Annotated in this window: 21 protein-coding genes, 2 tRNA genes and 5 pseudogenes; 22 read left to right on the top strand and 6 right to left on the bottom strand. The window is 67.6% G+C overall.

Annotation, left to right across the window (positions count from 1 at the left end):
• Positions 1-955: 955 nt before the first annotated feature.
• Positions 956-1,195 (bottom strand): hypothetical protein, encoded by a 240-nt coding sequence (locus ASD25_RS23180; protein WP_056620839.1) that lies wholly within the window; start codon positions 1,193-1,195, stop codon positions 956-958.
• Positions 1,196-1,271: 76 nt separating this feature from the next.
• Positions 1,272-1,463: a hypothetical protein gene (locus ASD25_RS23175; protein ID WP_056620837.1), complete on the bottom strand. Its 192-nt coding sequence runs from the start codon at positions 1,461-1,463 to the stop codon at positions 1,272-1,274.
• A 156-nt stretch (positions 1,464-1,619) separates the two neighbouring features.
• On the opposite strand from ASD25_RS23175, the gene ASD25_RS23170 reads away from it, so the two are divergent.
• Positions 1,620-1,898: a DUF3471 domain-containing protein gene (locus tag ASD25_RS23170; RefSeq protein WP_056620835.1), complete on the top strand. Its 279-nt coding sequence runs from the start codon at positions 1,620-1,622 to the stop codon at positions 1,896-1,898.
• Here the strand turns inward: ASD25_RS23170 and ASD25_RS23165 are convergent.
• Positions 1,895-3,877 (bottom strand): acetyl/propionyl/methylcrotonyl-CoA carboxylase subunit alpha, encoded by a 1,983-nt coding sequence (locus tag ASD25_RS23165; protein ID WP_056620833.1) that lies wholly within the window; start codon positions 3,875-3,877, stop codon positions 1,895-1,897. The two genes, ASD25_RS23170 and ASD25_RS23165, sit on opposite strands and share 4 nt — an antisense overlap.
• A gap of 220 nt (positions 3,878-4,097) precedes the next feature.
• On the opposite strand from ASD25_RS23165, the gene ASD25_RS23160 reads away from it, so the two are divergent.
• Positions 4,098-5,591, top strand: a complete 1,494-nt coding sequence (locus tag ASD25_RS23160; RefSeq protein ID WP_056620832.1) for a hypothetical protein — start codon at positions 4,098-4,100, stop codon at positions 5,589-5,591.
• Positions 5,592-5,664: 73 nt separating this feature from the next.
• Here the strand turns inward: ASD25_RS23160 and ASD25_RS30715 are convergent, their stop codons facing one another.
• Positions 5,665-5,841 carry a hypothetical protein gene (locus tag ASD25_RS30715; protein ID WP_156389430.1) on the bottom strand — a complete coding sequence of 59 codons (177 nt, stop codon included), beginning with the start codon at positions 5,839-5,841 and terminating at the stop codon, positions 5,665-5,667.
• A gap of 79 nt (positions 5,842-5,920) precedes the next feature.
• Between ASD25_RS30715 and msrB the strand changes: the two genes are divergently transcribed.
• From msrB to ASD25_RS23145, 3 genes are all read left to right on the top strand, one after another.
• Positions 5,921-6,412, top strand: coding sequence for a peptide-methionine (R)-S-oxide reductase MsrB (gene msrB / locus ASD25_RS23155; RefSeq protein WP_056620830.1), 492 nt, complete (start codon positions 5,921-5,923; stop codon positions 6,410-6,412).
• A 49-nt stretch (positions 6,413-6,461) separates the two neighbouring features.
• Complete coding sequence (locus ASD25_RS23150; RefSeq protein WP_056620829.1) at positions 6,462-7,046, top strand: hypothetical protein; 585 nt, start codon at positions 6,462-6,464, stop codon at positions 7,044-7,046.
• 193 nt (positions 7,047-7,239) lie between these two features.
• The gene (locus tag ASD25_RS23145; RefSeq protein WP_056620827.1) at positions 7,240-7,464 is read left to right on the top strand and encodes a hypothetical protein; all 225 of its coding nucleotides are present in this window, start codon (positions 7,240-7,242) and stop codon (positions 7,462-7,464) included.
• 147 nt (positions 7,465-7,611) lie between these two features.
• Here ASD25_RS23145 and ASD25_RS23140 read toward each other — a convergent pair.
• A tRNA-Thr gene (locus tag ASD25_RS23140) sits at positions 7,612-7,686 on the bottom strand.
• A 99-nt stretch (positions 7,687-7,785) separates the two neighbouring features.
• Here ASD25_RS23140 and ASD25_RS23135 point away from each other — a divergent pair.
• The 17 genes and pseudogenes from ASD25_RS23135 to ASD25_RS32360 all read left to right on the top strand — a co-directional run.
• Positions 7,786-7,968 (top strand): hypothetical protein, encoded by a 183-nt coding sequence (locus ASD25_RS23135; protein WP_056620826.1) that lies wholly within the window; start codon positions 7,786-7,788, stop codon positions 7,966-7,968.
• Between the two features lie 99 nt (positions 7,969-8,067).
• The gene (murA, locus tag ASD25_RS23130) at positions 8,068-9,357 is read left to right on the top strand and encodes a UDP-N-acetylglucosamine 1-carboxyvinyltransferase (protein ID WP_056620824.1); all 1,290 of its coding nucleotides are present in this window, start codon (positions 8,068-8,070) and stop codon (positions 9,355-9,357) included.
• Positions 9,347-9,823 (top strand): DUF2948 family protein, encoded by a 477-nt coding sequence (locus ASD25_RS23125; RefSeq protein WP_056620822.1) that lies wholly within the window; start codon positions 9,347-9,349, stop codon positions 9,821-9,823. The genes murA and ASD25_RS23125 overlap by 11 nt, the downstream gene beginning before the upstream one ends.
• Positions 9,820-10,284: a UPF0262 family protein gene (locus ASD25_RS23120; RefSeq protein WP_056620820.1), complete on the top strand. Its 465-nt coding sequence runs from the start codon at positions 9,820-9,822 to the stop codon at positions 10,282-10,284. Before ASD25_RS23125 ends, ASD25_RS23120 begins: the two co-directional genes overlap by 4 nt.
• 104 nt (positions 10,285-10,388) lie before the next feature.
• A pseudogene (gene infA, locus ASD25_RS23115) lies at positions 10,389-10,559 on the top strand (translation initiation factor IF-1); the annotation flags it as partial.
• Between the two features lies 1 nt (position 10,560).
• The coding region (gene infA, locus ASD25_RS29740) for a translation initiation factor IF-1 (protein WP_156389458.1) at positions 10,561-10,719 on the top strand (159 nt) is incomplete at its 5' end.
• A 12-nt stretch (positions 10,720-10,731) separates the two neighbouring features.
• Positions 10,732-11,235, top strand: a pseudogene (locus tag ASD25_RS32380) (nucleoside triphosphate pyrophosphatase); the annotation flags it as partial.
• Between the two features lie 315 nt (positions 11,236-11,550).
• Positions 11,551-12,300, top strand: coding sequence for a ribonuclease E/G (locus ASD25_RS32375; RefSeq protein WP_235562880.1), 750 nt, complete (start codon positions 11,551-11,553; stop codon positions 12,298-12,300).
• A 2-nt stretch (positions 12,301-12,302) separates the two neighbouring features.
• Entirely contained in the window at positions 12,303-12,467 is a 165-nt protein-coding gene (locus tag ASD25_RS29735) for a DNA gyrase inhibitor YacG (protein ID WP_082572574.1), read from the top strand.
• Between the two features lie 439 nt (positions 12,468-12,906).
• Positions 12,907-13,502 (top strand): annotated as a pseudogene (locus ASD25_RS23105) (MotA/TolQ/ExbB proton channel family protein); the annotation flags it as partial.
• A gap of 1 nt (position 13,503) precedes the next feature.
• Positions 13,504-13,798 (top strand): annotated as a pseudogene (locus ASD25_RS32370) (MotA/TolQ/ExbB proton channel family protein); the annotation flags it as partial.
• 1 nt (position 13,799) lies between these two features.
• Positions 13,800-13,956: MotA/TolQ/ExbB proton channel family protein (locus ASD25_RS32365; RefSeq protein ID WP_235562879.1), on the top strand; the 157-nt coding region annotated here is incomplete at its 5' end.
• A gap of 5 nt (positions 13,957-13,961) precedes the next feature.
• Positions 13,962-14,405, top strand: a complete 444-nt coding sequence (locus ASD25_RS23095) for a biopolymer transporter ExbD (protein ID WP_056620816.1) — start codon at positions 13,962-13,964, stop codon at positions 14,403-14,405.
• The gene (locus ASD25_RS23090; protein ID WP_056620814.1) at positions 14,402-15,121 is read left to right on the top strand and encodes a TonB family protein; all 720 of its coding nucleotides are present in this window, start codon (positions 14,402-14,404) and stop codon (positions 15,119-15,121) included. The genes ASD25_RS23095 and ASD25_RS23090 overlap by 4 nt, the downstream gene beginning before the upstream one ends.
• Positions 15,122-15,235: 114 nt before the next feature.
• Positions 15,236-15,982 carry a M48 family metallopeptidase gene (locus ASD25_RS23085; protein WP_056620812.1) on the top strand — a complete coding sequence of 249 codons (747 nt, stop codon included), beginning with the start codon at positions 15,236-15,238 and terminating at the stop codon, positions 15,980-15,982.
• A gap of 81 nt (positions 15,983-16,063) precedes the next feature.
• Positions 16,064-16,140 (top strand) — tRNA-His (locus ASD25_RS23080).
• A 29-nt stretch (positions 16,141-16,169) separates the two neighbouring features.
• A pseudogene (locus ASD25_RS32360) lies at positions 16,170-16,619 on the top strand (methyltransferase domain-containing protein); the annotation flags it as partial.
• A gap of 235 nt (positions 16,620-16,854) precedes the next feature.
• Here the strand turns inward: ASD25_RS32360 and ASD25_RS23070 are convergent.
• A complete protein-coding gene (locus tag ASD25_RS23070; protein ID WP_235562850.1) occupies positions 16,855-18,705 on the bottom strand; it encodes a patatin-like phospholipase family protein in 1,851 nt (616 codons plus the stop codon).
• Positions 18,706-18,725: the final 20 nt, after the last annotated feature.

Below are 18,725 nucleotides of genomic sequence, written 5' to 3'. Positions count from 1 at the left end.
CATGGCTTCACCGATCGGGGCAGGACGATCAGGCAACAGCTTATCGGCAACGTCCTGAGAACGGTCGTGTCTAATCCGGACGGCACAAAATGGGGACCATGGGATAGCGTCCTCGGCCCGCATGACAGCTATCTTCCCCGTCAGCACATTCCGGCCATTCGAGCGCAGTTGGATGATTGGGAACGACGGTTCGATGCGACAATTGCCGACATGGAAGCTCAGGGTCTCGCGATCGACAGAGCTGACGATGCACGTTGGGCTCGGCAGCGGCGCCTTCGCGAGAGCAATGCACGAGCTTCCGCTATCCTAGAGGGGCTAGGGTCAGCGCTCTCCAATGCTCAAGTCGTGGCGTCAGCTAATGAAGCTCAGTCGCGCGCGGCTCTCGATGCGACCCTTGCAGAAGCGAGGCGACGTCAAGATGCTGGTGCGAATACCGCTGAGCGCGGAAACAATCGGGTTCCTGAAACCGGAGCGGCTGCCCCTCGAACAATGACCGGCGAACCACTTCGCAGTGCTCCGCCGAATACGGCAACGGGGGCCGAAAGAGCCGCGGCTTCCCCCGGAGCGCCTTTGCGTTTTGCCCTGCAGCTTGGCCTACGTAATCCCGTCAACGGGATCAACGGAGTTTGTTTCAGCAACGTCATCACCATCGACGGACCTCCGGGCTGGCCTGTGGAGAACAGTGGTGCGGCCATGGCGCTGGTAGAGCCCTATCGGGACAGAATGCGAAGCGCGTGTGCCGCTAAAGCCGAGTTGCAGGACAGCGCCCCCGCCGAGGTAGTTTGGAACTCGCGAGGGCGGGAGACAGCACCGGATGACAACGTCTCGAGATGGCGCGCAGCCCGACAGGTCGAGGTCGATCTGCGATAGAGTCCGACAAACTCGCGCGCAGTCGTTCTCCGAGTTCCGCAAAGGGTCGAAAACAGCCAGTCGGCTGAAGGTGGAAAGCGGACGCTCAGGGGATGAAGAGTTGATCGATCAAGTCTTCGATCAAGCGACCCTTAGCGGTTGGTTCGTAGTCGAGGTCGAAGCCATGACGCGCCATTTCATCCGTAAGTGCATCGCCTACCGTCCGAGCGTCTTCCACTCCAAGCGTGAAACTCGGGAGCCGCATGGCGACTGCGATCTGCTCCGGGACGTCCAGCCGTTGGAGAATCGCACGCTGCTCTGCGGTCGGGTTCAAGGTGACGTCCATCCCACCATCCTCAAGGCAAGGCGCAAGGTCCGCAACGGGTCGCAAGCGGACTTGCCGCTGTGGGTCCAGCTACCTTTCAACGTCCGGCGGAGCATCGGCCCCTGGAGCCGCCAAACCGCTTCTCGATCTTCGTCATGGATGCGTCCATCGAACTGACCGGGCGGACGATGACGCCGCGCCGGGTCAGGGCGTTCGACGCCTTCCACAGGCCGAGCACGACGAGCGAGGCGATCGGGACGGCGATCAGGAGTTCGAGCCACTGGGACATCGGCGCAGTTAAGCAGGTTCGCGAGCGTGCGCCTATGCCTGAAGGCCGGAGCGGGGCGGGGCTGCGTCGACGGTTTCAGCGAATGCTCAGGGTTCGCTCATGCCGCTCACCGGATCCCCGGTCAGGGTGCAGGCTCGTCGAACCGGGGAAGCCTGAATGCCCATGCCGTCCGAACTGCGCGCCTATGCGGGCCGCTATGACAGCCGCGAGACGGGCTCGCCGGCCGAGGTCACGGCGGCGAATGACGGCGTGGCCGTGCGCTTCGGGCGGGGCTCGCTGAAGCGGCTGGAGCTGGCGCGGGTGTCGCGGGACGTCTTCCGCTGCGGATCAATGATCGCGCGGTTCCAGCGCAACGCGGCCGGGGACGTCGTGGCCTTCAGCTACAGCGATCCGCTGCTGCGGCGCCTTGAGTTCACGCGGCCCGCGGGCGCCTAGACGAACTCCACCAGCACGTCATCCGCGGCCACGGGGTCGCCGGCGGCGGCGCTGACGGCCTTCACCACGCCGTCGCGTTCGGCCTTGAGGATGTTCTGCATCTTCATGGCCTCGATGATGGCGACGGTTTCGCCGGCCTTGATCTCCTGACCCACGGTCACGGGGATGGCGACGACGAGGCCGGGCATGGGGGAGGCGATCAGTTTCGAGGTGTCGGCGGCGACCTTCTCCGGCAGGCGGGCGTAGAGCTCGGCCGTGTGCGGGGTCAGGACGCGCACGCGGGCTTTCGCGGCGCGATGGCGGATGACGAAGCCGTCGGCGACACGGGAGACCTCGGCGGTGAAGGGCTCGCCGTCCAGCTCGGCGCGGAACTGGGCCAGGCCGGGGCGCCAGTCGATCTCCGTCAGGCGGGCGTGGCCGCCGCCGGTGAAGGCCAGCAGCAGGGCCTCGTCGGCGTCATAGGACAGGTCGACGCCGTGCGGCGCCTTGTCGATCAGGACCACCCAGTCGGTGCGGTCGGACGGGTCGCCGGCCTGTTCGGCGATGATCTCGTTCATGGCCACGGCGGCGGCGATCATGATGTGGGTCTGGCGCGCGTCGGGCTTCAGGCCGTGGAAGCCGTCGGGGAATTCGTCCTTGATGTAGCTGGTCGAGATATTGCCCGAGCGGAAGCGCGGCTGGTCCATGACGGCGGCGAGGAAGGGGACGTTGTGGCCGACGCCCTGCAGGTGGGTGTCTTCCAGCGCCCGGGCCATGCCGGTCAGGGCCTCGTCGCGGGTCGGGCCCCAGGCGCACAGCTTGGCGATCATGGGGTCGTAGAACATGCTGATCTCGTCGCCCTCGCGGACGCCGGAATCGTTGCGGACGACATAGCCGTCCTCATGCTCGCCCTCCTGCGGCTGTTCGTAGCGGACGAGGCGGCCGATGGAGGGCAGGAAGCCGCGATAGGGGTCCTCGGCGTAGATGCGGCTCTCGATGGCCCAGCCGTTGATATTCAGATCGTCCTGTTCGAAGGCCAGCTTCTCGCCCCACGCCGACCGGATCATCTGCTCGACCAGATCGACGCCGGTGATCAGCTCCGTCACCGGATGCTCGACCTGAAGGCGGGTGTTCATCTCGAGGAAGAAGAAGGACTTGTCCTGCCCGGCGACGAACTCGACCGTGCCAGCGCTGTCGTAGTTCACGGCTTTCGCCAGAGCCACGGCCTGCGCTCCCATGGCGGCGCGGGTCTCGGGATCGAGCAGCGGGGAGGGGGCCTCCTCGATGACCTTCTGATTGCGGCGCTGGATCGAGCATTCGCGCTCGAACAGGTGGACGACGTTGCCGTGCTTGTCGCCCAGCACCTGGATCTCGATGTGGCGCGGGTCGATGATGAATTTCTCAAGGAAGACGCGGTCGTCGCCGAAGGCGTTCAGCGCCTCGGCCTTCACGGCGGCGAAGCCCTCGGCCATGTCGTCGTCGCCGTGCGCGACGCGGATGCCCTTGCCGCCGCCGCCGGCGGAGGCCTTGATCATGACCGGATAGCCGATCTCGCGGGCGATCTTCACGGCCTCTTCCGTCGTCTCGATCAGGCCCATGTGGCCGGGGACGGTGGAGACGCCGGCCTCGGCGGCGAACTTCTTCGAGGTGATCTTGTCGCCCATGGCCTCGATGGCGTGGGGATTGGGGCCGATGAAGGTGATGCCCTCGGCCTCGAGCCGGCGCGCGAAGGAGGCGTTCTCGCTGAGGAAGCCGAAGCCGGGGTGGACCGCCTCGGCGCCGGTCTGGCGCACGGCGTCGACGATGCGGTCCTGCAACAGATAGGATTGGGCGGCGGGCGCGGGGCCGATCAGCACGGTCTCGTCGGCCATTTCGACCGCCAGCGAACCGGCGTCGGCCTCGGAATAGACCTGCACGGTCCTGATGCCCAAGCGGCGGCAGGTCTTGATAATGCGGACGGCGATTTCGCCGCGGTTGGCGATCAGGATTTTGGAGAACATGCGTCTTTGAATCTGAGGCGAACGTGATCGCGGAGTGAAGCGGCTGCCCCGATTAGGCCGCGATCTGCCTTGAGTAAACCAGACGGGGTTTCAACCGGCCGCCGTTCGGGCTTGGCAAAACCTGTACCGATGGGGTTAAAGCCGTTCCAGTCGCGTTCATCGACGCCTGTTCATTTTCGACCTCTCCCTGTTCCCGCTTATTTGGCCCGGAGCCTGACTGATGTCCCGCATGCTTACTTTCGCCGCCGCTGCGGCCCTGACCATGGCGATGACCGCCGGATCGGTCGCGGCGCAGGACTTCCGCGACCTGGCTCGCCAGGATCTGCAACGGGCCCACGACGAGCTGGCCGCCAACCACCCGGCGCCGGCCGTGCCCGGCGCGGCCAGCCAGACGTTCCGCAGCTGGCTGGACGCCGGCCTGCAGGACGCACTGGGTCGCGTGGGTCAGGCCAACAGCGGCGATGCCCATGCCTATCTGATGCGCTATTACGCCGCCGGTTTCCGTGACTCCAACATCGCCATCACTCCGACGTTTGAGGGGATGGGTCCCTATTTCGGCACCAGCTGGCCCGGTTTCACGACCGGCTGGCGCGACGGCAAATACGTCGTCACCTATGTGAAGCCCGGCACCCGCGGCGCGCCGCGAGTCGGCGACGCGGTGACCGAATGCAATCTGACTCCGATCGAGGAGTTCGCCCGCAAGAAGCTGGACCTGTGGGAAGGCAACCTCGAGACCGAGGCCGGCCGCGTGACCTCGGCGCCCTATCTGCTGTGGAACCGCAACAACCCGTTCGCCGCCGGCGTCCCCTCGATCTGCAGCTTCCAGTCGGGCCGCGGCCGTCCGCGTGAAATCCAGATCCGTCCCATCCCCGTGGTGGCCGGCGACCTCGAGGCCGCCTACCGCGCCTCGGTCTACATGCCGCCGGCGACGCCGCTGGGCGTCGAAACCGTCAACGGCCGGCCGTGGGTGCACGTCCACTCGTTCGCCGACAGCGCCGACTGGCGGTCGTTCAACGCCGCCGTCGAAGGTCAGGCCGCGACCCTTCGCGGGCCGCAGGGCTTCGTGCTGGACATGCGCGCCGCCTCGGGCTCGGGCCTGAACTCCTCGACGGCGCGCGGCTATGGCCTCGCCAACCGCATCTGGACGCCGGAATTCACGGTCAGCCGCCAGCCGGCCGCCGGTGAGCTGACCTACCGCGCCACCCAGGGCAACCGCGACTGGTACGCCGCCGCGCTGGGCCGCATGCAGGCCGATCCCCAGTTCGTGCAGGAAGCGGGTCCGGTGATCGCACAGACGCAGGAAATCGTGACGGCCTTCGACGCCGCCATTGCCGCCGGCCAGCCGACCTTCACCCTCGCGGGCCGCCCGGCTGTCGCCGACACCGGCGCAGCCAACCCGGTGCAGGGTCCGGTGGTCGTTCTGGTCGACGCCGGCTGCTCGGGCGGCTGCCTGGACACGCTGGACCTGCTGTCCAAGCTGCCGAACGTCCGCATCGTGGGTTCGACAACCGCGACCGACTCGATCTTCGTCGAGCCGACGGTGATGCGCCTGCCCTCGAACTATTCGGACCTTAGCTACGGCCATAAGGCCTGGACCTCGCGTCCGCGTGCCAACAACCAGCCCTTCACTCCCGCGCAGGGCCTCGTCTACACCGGTAATCCGGCTGACGAGACGGCTGTGCGGACCTGGGTGGGCAGCCTGTTCGGCGGCTGATCCGGCCCGGACAAAGAAAGAAGGCCGGTCAGGGGCAATCCTGGCCGGCCTTTTTTGCTGTCGAGCGAAGGCCTCAGTCGCGCTTTCGGGCCCGGTCGGCGGCGTCCAGCATGCGCAGGCCGGACACTTCGGCGGCGTCGGCGGTCAGCTTCATCGCAGCCTCCGGCGGGTCCTTGACCACGACGCGGCCATTCTGGGCCTTGGGGGTCAGAGGGTCGACGATCAGGCCGGGTTCGGGCTTTTCACGCATGGACGGGGAACGGTCCGCCGTCCGGTCCGGTTCCGGAAAGACGTTTGCACACCGACCTTGCGCTCCCCAGATGGATAGAATGACCGACAACGATATCGCCCCGACCCTGCGTTCCCCGTCCGGCTATGATCTGACGCCCCCCAGCGAGAGCCAGCGCGTGGCGCTGGAGGCCGATCTGTCAGCCGAGGAAAAGCGGGTGCTGCTGGCGCATGGCACGGAGGCGCCGTTTTGCGGAACCTTGCTGGGTGAGAAACGGGCGGGGGTGTTCTGTTGCCGCGAGTGCGGTCTGCCGCTGTTCCGTACAGGGACCAAGTTCGAAAGCGGCACGGGTTGGCCCAGTTTCACGGAGCCGGTGGACCCGACGCATGTGCTGGCCATCACCGACCGCTCTTATGGCATGACCCGGACAGAAACCCGTTGCGCCCGTTGCGACAGCCATCAGGGCCACGTCTTTCCCGACGGCCCGGGCCCCACGGGACTGCGCTACTGCATCAACTCCGTGGCGCTGAGCTTCGTGCCCGAGGGCTCTCCCTTGCCGGATCCCCTCGGACGCGGCGACGGTAACGCCTGACCTTGGCCGCATTTGAAGCTAGGGTGGTCCTCGTACTGGAGTTGGGCGCATGCTGATCACCGCACTGTTGATGGCCGGAGCCCTGATGACCGGTGATCCGGATGGCGTGGTCGCCACCGCGCCCGCCACTCCCGTCGATCTCGGTGCGACGGTCCGGCCGGACGCGCCGTCGGTCGTCGGAGCGGCGCAGGCGGGCGTGCCGCACAACCTCACAACCGCCGAACAGATCGATCGCTGGATCGCCGCACGACCGGCCGAAGACAGGCCCTATGACCGGCCCCGGGGCGAATCGCTGGACGACGGCCTGCCGCACGGCGAGGTCAGCGTCAGCGTGGGCACGGGCGGCTATCGCGACTATGGCGCCGCCGTTTCGCTGCCGATCGGCGAGCACGGCCGGCTCGATCTCAGCTATCGCCAGGTCGAGAACGGTTATCCGTACGGAGGGTACGGGTACGGTTATGGCGACGGCTATACGCTCGGGCGGGGGCAAGGCGGCGCCATGTTTGACAACAGCGGCTATGTCTTTCCCGGATATCGGCCCGGCGCGGCGGCCGAGTTCGAATCGCGGGCCGTGCGGCCCGACGGACCGCCCGACCGGCGCCCTCGCGTCCAGCCTCTGCGCACAGCGCCCTGACGAAAGGAACGGATCGGGAGACCGTCCGTTCTCGCCCGGCGTGAACCCATGCCGGACCGACTGAGCTCCAGGCGCCACGGCCAAGCTTATTTCGTTAACGTGGTCGCAATCCCGGTAGTTGTATGGCATGACACGCGCCGACGTTTCCACACGGGGCGTCGCCTGCCTCATCAATCGGCTCCGGAGTACCACCATGAAGAAAACCATTGCCGCCGTGACGGCGGGCCTGCTGCTCATCGCCGGTCAGGCGGCTGCGGCCAACACCTCGGCCACCGCTCGCGTTGGCGACCGTATCGGCGCCCCGACCGCTGAATCGAACGAGTTCGCCGGCGTGCCGCTGGCCGTCCTCGTCATCGGCGCCGCCATCGTCATCGGCGCGATCGTCACCATCGCGGACGACGATTCCGAAAGCGACTAAGACTCGTCTTGAAGACCTTGGAAAGCCCCGTCAGCTTCGCTGGCGGGGCTTTTTTGCGCCCGATGCCCGGCCGCCGAATCGAATCATGGGGCCCTGAACGCCAAACGGGGCCTGACTGAAAAGTCAGGCCCCGTCAGGGTTTCAGAGTGGTGCCGCCGGGGGGAATCGAACCCACGACCTCAGCCTTACCAAGGATGCGCTCTACCACTGAGCTACGGCGGCCTGATCTGAGGAAGCGGCCCTATAGCCAACCGTGGACAACGGGGGAAGCCCCCATTTCGAATGCTTGCGGAAAAGTTCGACGCGGGCTCTCCTCGACCCATGGATGAGTCGAAGATCACAGGGCATCAGCCCCCGCTGCCGACAAGCCTGCCGGATCCGCTGGCCCCGGCGAAAACGCCCGCCATGGCGCGCGCCCAGCGGCTGTCCACCGCGCTGCGGGACAATCTGAGACGCCGCAAGGCGGCTGGCCGGGCGATCAAGCCGGCGACGCCGAGCAACTGAATGTCATCGCCGGCGCAACCGTCGGCCTTTCGCAACCGCAACCGTCCGCGCTAGATAGCCGATCCCCCTTGCACCCTGCACGGGGTCGCAAGAGACGACATGGACAGCATCGCCATCACCGGAGGCTCCCGCCTGAACGGATCGATTCCGGTCAGCGGTGCCAAGAACTCAGCCCTCAAGCTGATGGCGGCCTCGATCCTGACCGATCAGCCCTTGCTGCTGACCAACATGCCGCGTCTGGCGGATACGAAATTCCTCGGCCGGCTGCTGCGCGAACTTGGCGTCGAGGTCACCGAACGCGACGGGGCTGACGGACAGGAGACGCTGTTCCACGCGCCCCGGATCGCCTCGACCTTCGCCCCCTATGATCTGGTCCGGCAGATGCGGGCCTCGTTCAATGTGCTGGGCCCGCTGCTGGCGCGCACCGGCGAGGCCAAGGTGTCGCTGCCCGGCGGCTGCACGATCGGCGCGCGGCCCGTCGACCTGCACCTGCAGGCGCTGACCGCGCTGGGGGCCGAGATCGAGCTGGACGAGGGCTATGTCACCGCCCGGGCGCCGAATGGCCTGAAGGGGGCGGAGATCGAGTTTCCGTTCGTCTCGGTCGGCGCCACCGAACACGCCCTGCTGGCCGCCGTGCTGGCCGACGGGGTGACGGTGCTGAAGCGCGCGGCGCGGGAGCCCGAGATCGGCGATCTGGCGCACTGCCTGACCGCCATGGGCGCGAAGATCAGCGGCATCGACACCGACGAACTCGTGATCACCGGCGTGTCCTCCCTCGGCGGGACGACCTGGTCGGTGATTCCCGACCGGATCGAGATGGGCTCCTATGCCGTGGCCGCCGCCATGGCCGGGGGCGAGGTAAGGCTGACCAAGGCGCGTCCCGAGTTGATGACGGCCCTGAGCGAGAAGATGATCGAGGCCGGTGTCGAGGTGACGCCGACCGCCGACGGCGTGATCATCAAGCGCGATCCGGCGATCCGGTTGAAGGCGGTCAATGTCGCCACCGAGGTCTATCCGGGCTTCGCGACCGATCTGCAGGCCCAGTTCATGGCCCTGATGACCACCGCCGAGGGCGACAGCGTCATCCACGAGAACATCTTCGAGAACCGCTTCATGCACGCCCCCGAACTGGCGCGGCTGGGGGCGGACATCTCGGTGCACGCCGGCGAGGCGGTGGTGCGGGGCGTTCCGGTGCTGCACGGCGCGCCGGTGATGGCCACGGATCTGCGGGCCTCGGTCAGTCTGGTGATCGCCGGCATGGCGGCCGAGGGCGAGACGACGGTGGGCCGCGTCTACCATCTGGACCGCGGCTTCGAGCGGCTGGAAGAAAAGCTGGGCGCCTGCGGAGCCGAGATCCGCCGGATCAAGGGCGACGGAAATGAACACTGAGCCGCGGCAGCACGAGGCCGACGCGGCGGCGACGCCGGTTGAGCCGCTGCGCCTGCTGGCCGAGGACGCCGACGACCTGCACATCATCTCTGCGGCGCTGCAGGACGCCATCATGCGCCCCGTCGACATCGTCTGGGAGCCGGGCGCCCGGCGGGTGACGATCAAGCTGAGCCGGTTCTGCTGGGAATGCGGCGGGACCCGGGTGATGGCGGCGATGCAGTTCGGCGACGTGGTCGCGGTCAAGAGCCGCCGCCTGCCGCGCCTGCCTGAAAGCGCGCTGGAGTTGCTGGCCATGGATTTCGTGCCGGACGAGGCGCCGGGCGGGCGGGTGATCCTGATGTTCGCGGGCGGCGGAGACCTGCGGATCGACGTCGAATGCATGGATGCGGTGCTGACGGACCTGTCGGAGCGCTGGCCCGCCAAGGTCGCGCCGACGCATCTGTCGCCAGAGGCGGATCCCGCGTGAGCGAGCATCGCCTGACCTCGATCGATCTGGACGCCGCGACCCTGTCGTCCGCCACCGCCGAAATCGAGCATGAGCGGCGGGTCGCGATCTTTGACCTGATCGAGAAAAACAGTTTCGAGCCGGCGGGCGCCGCAGGCGGACCCTATGCGCTCAAACTCTCGATGGTGGACGGCCGGCTGGCGTTCGACATCACGGGACAAGATTTCCACCGCGTGCACGGCCTGTCGCTGACGCCGCTGAACAAGGTGGTGAAGGACTATATCGCCATCTGCGACAGCTATTATGAAGCCCTGCGCGGCACCTCGCCGTCCCAGATCGAGGCCGTCGACATGGGCCGACGCGGCCTGCACAACGAAGGCGCCGAGCTGCTGAAGGCCCGGCTGGACGGCAAGATCGCCATTGATCACGAGACCGCCCGGCGGCTGTTCACACTGGTGACGGCGCTGTACCGGCGCGGTTGATCTCGACTATCCCGGCGTTTTCGGGCATTAGGCCCGCTCTTTAACGACGCGCGCTTTCGCCCGGCGCGCGTCCAGACTCGTATTCACAGGGCGCGAGAGGCCGCATGGCTAAGGAAGAACTGCTCGAGTTTCCCGGCGTCGTCAGCGAACTGCTGCCGAACGCGACGTTCCGCGTGCTGCTCGAGGGGAACGACCACGAGATCATCGCCCACACCGCCGGCAAGATGCGCAAGAACCGCATCCGCGTGCTGGCCGGCGACAAGGTTCTGGTCGAGNTTCCGCGTGCTGCTCGAGGGGAACGACCACGAGATCATCGCCCACACCGCCGGCAAGATGCGCAAGAACCGCATCCGCGTGCTGGCCGGCGACAAGGTTCTGGTCGAGATGACGCCCTACGACCTGACCAAGGGCCGCATCACCTACCGCTTCAAGTAAGGGCGGGCTCGCGTGAGCCGTCCTGAACTGGTGCTGGCCTCGGCCAGCCCGCGCCGCATCGAACTGCTGGCGCTGGTCGGGATCACGCCCGACCGCGTCAATCCCGCCGACATCGACGAGACCCCGCTGAAGGACGAGACGCCGACGCGCCTCGCCGCGCGGCTGGCCGTGTCCAAGGCCGAGGCTGTCGCGGCCGGGGCGCCGGACGCCGTTGTGCTGGCTGCCGATACAGTGGTCGCCGTCGGCCGGCGCCTGCTGGAAAAACCTGCCGACGAAGTCGAGGCCGTCCGGTTCCTCAAGTTGCTTTCCGGCCGAAATCATCGGGTTTTCACCGGTGTGGCGGTGACCGCCGGGGTGCGGACCACGCACCGGGTGGTCGACACCCGCGTGTCCTTCAAGGTCCTGTCCGACGCCGAGATCGCCGCCTATGTCGCCTCGGGCGAATGGCGGGGCAAGGCGGGCGGCTACGGCATCCAGGGCCGGGCAGGGGCCTTCGTCACAGACGGTCAATCTGCTGAACGGCGCGGGCTGGCGGGCGTGAAACCGCCTCTGTTCGTCTATCTGGACGATACGCCCGGCGAGATCCGGGGAATCATCCGTGACGAGGTCGGCGACCAGTATTTCCTGACCCAGTTCGAGAACGAGATCCCGCAGCACCGGCTGGGCGCGCGCTCGGTCGGGCGGGTCCGACGGATCGAGCCCAATCTCAAGGGGGCCTTCATAGATCTCGGCGAGGAGGCGGGCGAAGACGCCTTCCTGCCGTCCCATGGCGGCCAGCGGCTGCATGAGGGGGAGAAGGTCGAGGTCGAGGTGGTCTCGGAGCGGCGCGAGATGAAGGGCGTCACCCTGAAGCTGCTGGGCAAGGGCGAGGGCGAGCCGCGGCTGCTGGCCCCCGGCCCCACGGTGGCGGAATGGCTGGAGCGGCTGGCCCCCGGCGTCGAACCGATCGGGGGCGCGCGTGCGATCCAGGCCGGCTGGGACGCCTTGCGCGAGGCGGACGGCCAGCCGTTCATCGGAGGCGACGTCTCGGTGACGGTCGAGCGGACAAACGCTTTGGTCGCCGTCGACATCGACTATCGGCCTCTGCCCGGTCGCCGGGCGTCGCCGCAGGACAGGCTGGAGGCGAACCGCAGGGGTTTGGTCCGCGCGGCGCAGACGATCCGGCTGCGCAGTCTGGGCGGGCTGGTCGCCATCGATCTCGTGGGCGGGGGGCAGGACGGCAATGCCATCCTGAAGGCCGCCAAAGCGGCGTTCGGGACGGACCCCTCCATCGCCTACGGGCCGGTCAACCGGTTCGGCGTCCTGATGATCGCTTTGCCGTGGCGGTTCAGACCGTTGGCGGAGCGCCTGTACCGACATCCCTGGGTCCATAGCTACTGGCCGCAGCGGGCCGCCGTCGAGGTCACGCGCAGGCTGCGCCACGCCCTGCTGTCGGACACCACAACGGCGCGGGTGACGGCCCGGTGCCCGCAAGCGGTCGCCGAACTGGCCGCGCCGCTGGTGGCGCGGCTGGGGCCGCGCGCCCATCTGAAGGCCGACGACACCCTGCGGACCAGCGAGCATGTGATCGAGGCGGAATGACCATGGCGACCTGTCCCATCTGCCGCCGTCACCCGGCGGACGACAAATACAAACCCTTCTGTTCGAAGCGCTGCGCCGACGTGGATCTGCAGCGCTGGTTCACGGGCGGATATGTCCTTCCAGACAGCGGCGGGGACGTCCCGACGGACGATGGCGAAGAAGACTGATCTGACGGCTGGACACCCCCGAACCGCTCGCCTATAGACGCCGCCTCCGCGCCGCGAAGCGTGCGCCTGGGCCGTCCCGATGCCGGGACCGGGCCGGTCAACCATCATGAAAATGTCGCTTTCGGCCCCAATCTTCGGGGATCGGAAGCATGGCTCCCCCGCGAGGGGAAAAGCGCGTTCCCGCACTTGACGCTCTGGTAACCGTTCGCCAAAGGAGCTTGACCGCTTTCCTTGGCGGGCCGCTGATGAAGAGGGAAAACGGTTTCCCCGCTCGTCGGCGCCGCACCGGAAGCCACTTGGCAACCGGAAGCGTCAGCAGGCGTTCCGCAGACCGGGGTTTCCTTTAACCCTGTCTCTACGGGCGAGAATTTCATCGAGAGCGGTCGTCGTCTGCGGCCGTTTCTTTTGGGTTCCACAAGTCAGACCAAAACAGCAGGAACTGGCGAACTATGTCGCCGCTGCAGCTGCTCCGGCCGCTGCTCCGGTCGCCGCCCCCGCCGCTGACGCCGCCGCTCCGGCCGCCGACGCCGCTGAACCCGCCGTTGTCGGCGGTGAATCGCACGGCAAGCTGACCCCGGCCCGCATGTTCATGGACGCGGACGTGGTCGTTAAGGTCGTCATGACCGGTCTGCTGCTCGCCTCGGTCTTCACCTGGGTGCTGCTGCTCATCAAGATCTTCGAGTTCGGCTCGCTGAACCGCAAGACGGACGTGTTCCTCGAGAACTTCCGTCAGGCCCGCACCATCGCCGACATGCGCCGCGTGGCCACGTCGGACGAGTTCGACGGCAACCCGCTGGCCGACATGGCCGCCGCGGCGACCGACGAAATCGAACTGTCCCGCCAGGCGGGCCTCTCGGTCACCGGCGATCACGCCGACTCGGCCCTGATGCGCGCCCAGCAAGCCGTCGGCGCCGTTCAGGCCGGTCTGGCCAAGCGTCTCTCGGGCGGCCAGCAGTTCCTCGCCTCGGTGGGTTCGACCGGTCCGTTCATCGGTCTGTTCGGCACCGTTTACGGCATCATGAACTCGTTCATCGGNTTGATCAGGATCACCCAGGCGCCGTGTTGCTGGCCAAGCGTCTCTCGGGCGGCCAGCAGTTCCTCGCCTCGGTGGGTTCGACCGGTCCGTTCATCGGTCTGTTCGGCACCGTTTACGGCATCATGAACTCGTTCATCGGCATCGCGAACACCAACACGACCAACCTGGCCGTCGTCGCCCCCGGTATCGCCGAGGCGCTGCTGGCCACCGGTATCGGTCTGTTCGCCGCTATCCCGGCCGTTATCTTCTACAACTACTTCAACACCCGCATCTCGGCGTACGGCACCCGTTCGGANGCTGCTGGCCACCGGTATCGGTCTGTTCGCCGCTATCCCGGCCGTTATCTTCTACAACTACTTCAACACCCGCATCTCGGCGTACGGCACCCGTTCGGACGGCTTCTCGGCCGAGCTGACCAACGCCATCTCGCGTAACCTCGACAAGGGAGCGTAAGCCCGATGGCCGCCAAACTTTCAGGCGGCGGTGGCGGCAAGTACAACGTCGAGCAGAACAGCGAGATCAACGTCACGCCGTTCGTGGACATCATGCTTGTTCTGCTCATCATCTTCATGGTCGCGGCGCCTCTGGCGACCCCGTCCGTGGAAGTGAAGTTGCCGCGAGCTGTCGCTCCTCCGCAGACGAACCCGCCGGTGCCGATCTATATTTCGATCACGCCGAACGGTCGGGCTTATCTGGGCGATTTCCCCGTCGAACTGGACCAGATCGGTACAGAGCTGACGGGCCAGATCGGCCGTCGTAACCCCGCGGACGAACGGATCTTCATCCGTGCGGACCGGACCACCCGCTACGGCGACTTCATGCAGGTCATGAACTCGCTGCAGGACAACGGCTTCTACAGCGTTGCCCTGGTGGGCGAAGACACGAAGGCGCCGGGCACATGACAGACGTCGAATACCACCGCTCCAGGTACGACGCGCCGAAGCCCAAAGGCTTCTTCGGCGTGCCCCCCGGGGTCCTGCTGATCAGCCTCGCGCTTGTCTCGATCCTGTTCGCAGCCCTGGCCTTCTACTTCATCAACGCCCAGTTCAAGCTGCGTGAAGTGAACTACTCGGACGACGCCGTCGACGTCGAGATCATCGAGCCGATCCCGCCGCCGCCGCCGCCGCCTCCGCCGCCGCCTCCGCCGGACACGCCCCCGCCGCCCAAGCTGCAGGTGCGTCCCCCGGTCGTCGTTCCGAACGCTCCGCCGCCTCCGGTGACGCTGCCGATCGAACCGACGAAGAAGGAGGACCGGGTCGAATATACGGGTCCCCCCGTGATCGTCCCCGGACCGCCGCCGCCTCCGGCTCCGCCGGCTCCGCCGCGGCCGTCGGTGATCACCAACCCGAGCTGGTCGCGCCAACCGGCCGGCGAGTTCCCGGAACGCGCCATGTCGCGCGGTATCGAGAGCGGGCAGGTGGTTATGAACTGTCTGGTGAGCCCGAACGGCAGCCTGTCGGACTGCAACGTGGTTTCGGAAACGCCTGCCGGCGCCGGGTTCGCCCAGGCCGCGCAAGCCGGAGCCCGTCGTGCAAGGCTTTCGCCTCGTACGGTTGACGGCGCCGCCGTCGGTGCGCGGGTGACGTTCACGACGCGGTTCCGCGCCGCCGAAGAATAGGAACCTCACGGTTCCGACAAGACGCCCCGGAGGTTCCGCCTCCGGGGCGTTTTTCATTGTGCGGAGCCTTTCCGGGCGCGGAGCATTATCGCGTCGCTGTTCAGGAGACGCCCCATGAGAACCCTTGCCGCCGCCGCCCTGCTGGCCTGTTCCGTCGCCGCCCTTGGAGGCTGCGCCTATAACGAGACCCTCGGCCGCAACCAGCTTCTGATCGTGGACGACAGTTCGCTGACGCAACAGTCGGATGCGGCCTGGGCCGAGGCCCTTCGCACCCAGCGCGTGTCGTCCGATGCCGCCGGCAACGCCCGCATCCGCCGGGTCGGCGACAAGATCGTGCAGGCCGCGGGCCTCACGGACCGGCGATGGGAATACGCCCTGTTTGTGAGTGAGAGCCCCAACGCCTTCGTGCTGCCGTCGGGCAAGATCGGCGTCACGACCGGTCTGCTGGCGCTGGTGCAGAACGACGACCAGCTGGCCACGGTCCTGGGCCATGAAGTCGGTCACGTTGTCGCCCGTCACGCGGCGGAGCGCTATTCGACCACCGCGCTGACCAATATCGGTCTCAGCGGCGTTCAAAGCGTGGCCGGCGACTATGGCCGCGCCGCAGGCGCGATCGGCGGGCTCGGCGCCCAGCTGGGCTTCCTGCTGCCGTTCTCGCGCAATCACGAGCTGGAGGCGGATCGCCTCGGCGTGGACTATCTGCAGCGGGCCGGATACCGGCCTTCTCAGGCCGTGGCGCTGTGGCGGATCATGGCGCAGCAGCGGCAGGGGTCCAATCCCGAGTTCGCCTCGACCCACCCCTCCGACGCCACGCGTATCGCCCAGCTTGAGCAGTACATCGCCAGCCGCGGCTGGAGCTGACGCGCCGCGTTGCGAATATTCCCGCCCGGTCGCTTGATCGGGCGGGGCTGTCCCGGTAGATACCGCCCTCGCGCTGATTGCGCCGCCTTAGCTCAGTTGGTTAGAGCGCCGGTTTGTGGAACCGGAGGTCCTCAGTTCAAGCCTGAGAGGCGGTACCATCCTCACCGTGACGGAGGGCGTTTCCGGCATGACCGACACGCCGCGTAAGCCGTCCGAAACGCGCTGGGATCCTCTGCAATATCAGCGGTTCGAGGCCGAGCGCGACCGCGCCGCCCAGGACCTGCTGGCGCGCCTGCCGGCCGATTTGCACCCACGCGAGATCTGGGACCTGGGCTGCGGCGCCGGCCAGCACGCCATCCAGCTGAAACGCCGCCGTCCAGAGGCTCGCGTCCATGGGCTCGATTCGAGCGCAGCCATGCTTGAACAGGCGCGGACGGCGGGTCCCGATGTCGACTGGCGCCTCGGCGATCTGGCCGACTGGCGTCCCGAACTGCTCGCCGATCTGATCTTCGCCAACGCCTCGCTGCAATGGGTCCCGGACCACGCCACGCTGTTTCCGCGTCTGGCGCAGGCGCTGACGCCTGGCGGCGTTATCGCGGTGCAGATGCCGATGGCGCACGAAAGCCTTCAACACACCCTCATGCGCGAGACGGCGGGAGCGGGGCCGTGGGCTGGACTCCTGACCGGCGTGGGGACGATCCGGCCGCTGCTGTCGGCTGACGTCTACTACGACCTGCTGGCCCGCGAATGCGCCCACGTCGACATCTGGTCCACCCGCTATCTGCACGTCCTGGGCGGTCCGGACCCCGTGCTGGAATGGATGAAGGGCACCGCGCTGCGGCCTTACCTGACCGCGCTTCAGGGCGACGCCGCTATACGCGAGGCTTTTCTTTCCGCCCTCGGCGCGCGCCTCGCCGAAGCTTTTCCAGCACGTCCGGACGGAGCGACGCTGTTGCCTTTTCCGCGACTGTTTCTGGTTGCGCGTCGTCGTTGATCGAGCGGCGGCGGCGCAGGGCGGTGACGGGCCGGTCCAGCAGGGACAGCACCTCGTGGGTGGCCTGATAGCCGGCGGCCACGCCCGCGTCGAAACCCTTCCAGTCGCGGATATCCAGCCCGTCCGGCGTCGGCTGGATCAGGATGTCGGTCGCCGCGCGCGAGCTTTCGATATCGGCGTCGGTCGTCAGGGTCGCCGACCGCATCAGGATCGAGACGATGGGCGGGCCGCGCCGCCACGCGCCGGTGGCGATCAACCGCCAGATCGACGGCGGATGCTCGATCAGGGCCGGGTCCACGCCGCGCGCCTCTGACATGTCGATGGCGATGATGGGGCCGCCGTGCATCTGGCGCATCACCTCGGTGGGCAGGTTCTTCAGCACTGCGCCGTCGACCAGCACCTGGCCGTCCATGACAACCGGCGGCAACAGGCCGGGAATGGAGATCGAGGCGCGGATGGCCTGACGCATCAGGCCGCGCCGGTGCACCTCGATCCGGCCGCTGGTCAGGTTGGTGGACACGGCGAAGAACGGACGCTGCAGATCCGCCAGATCCATCTCGCCATAGGCGGAGAGCAGCAGGCGTTCGACCTTCTTCGCCCGCGTCATGGCCAGCATGGGGAAGGTGAGGTCCGACAGGGGGTCGCTTTCGACAAACGCCTTGCGGATGCGCGCCTCCAGCTCTTCCTGGGTCCAGCCGAGGGCGGGACCGGCGGCGATCACGGCGCCCATGGACGAGCCGCCGACGAAGTCGATGGGCACGCGGGCTTCCTTCAGGGCGCGCAGTGCGCCGATGTGGGAATAGGCCCGGGCGCCGCCGCCCGACATGACGATGCCGACGGCCGAGCCGGTGACGACCCGCGCCATCCGGTCGGCGTCGGACTGGTCGCCCTCGACGCACTGGAACCAGCGGCCGGGCTGGATGGAGTCGAGCCAGACGGCCGTGTTGGCGGGCCGTGACATACGCGGATCGCGCAGCAGGATCAGGTCGGTGCGGCGCTGGGCATCCAGGACCCCGGCGTGGGGCAGGGGCCGGTTGGGCGGGGCGTTCAGGCCGTTGCCGACGACGAAGACCCGGTCGACCTGACGCGCGCACAGGGCGGCCCAGGCGGGCTCGTCCTGTTCGGCGACATAGAGAACGAAGTCGTGGGCGTCCTCGACCCGGCTGAACCACTCGGCGGCCGAGGCGAGGGCGGAATGGTCGATGACCTGACAGCTGAAGCCGTCGGCCTCGATCGCCGCGGCTATGCGCTCGACGAAGGCGCGGATAGGGCGCGGGCGGGCGGAAATGAAGCCGAAGACGCTGGGCTCGCCGCCACCGGAGCGGCGGTCGCGGGCGCGCTGGATCATCAGCCGGGACAGCTCGACCATCAGGTCGGGTTCGGTGCGTGCGGCCTCGAAGAAGGCGTCGCGGGGGAGGGCCAGCACCTCGCAGTCGCGCAGGGCGACGACGTCGGCGGTGTGGACGGTGCCGGCCAGCATGGCCATCTCGCCGGCGGGCTCGCCGGGCCGGATGACGCCGACGAACTGGGGCGGGCGGTCCTCGTCCGCGTCGCGGCGGAAGACGCCGAGGCGGCCGCTGCGCAGCAGATACAGGGTGTCGGCGCCGTCCCCTTCGGCGAACAGGGTCTCGCCGCCCGTCAGGGCGAACCAGCTGGCGCGCGTGTTCCGGCCGCCCTCGAAGATGCGGTGCAGGGCGTCTTCAAGCCGGTCGGAGCGGGCAGGGGCCATGGGCGGACGTTAGCGGGAGT

This window comes from Brevundimonas sp. Root1423 (genome assembly GCF_001426805.1).
Note: the sequence above shows the minus strand (reverse complement) of the source record. Positions and strands in the feature narration are given on the sequence as shown.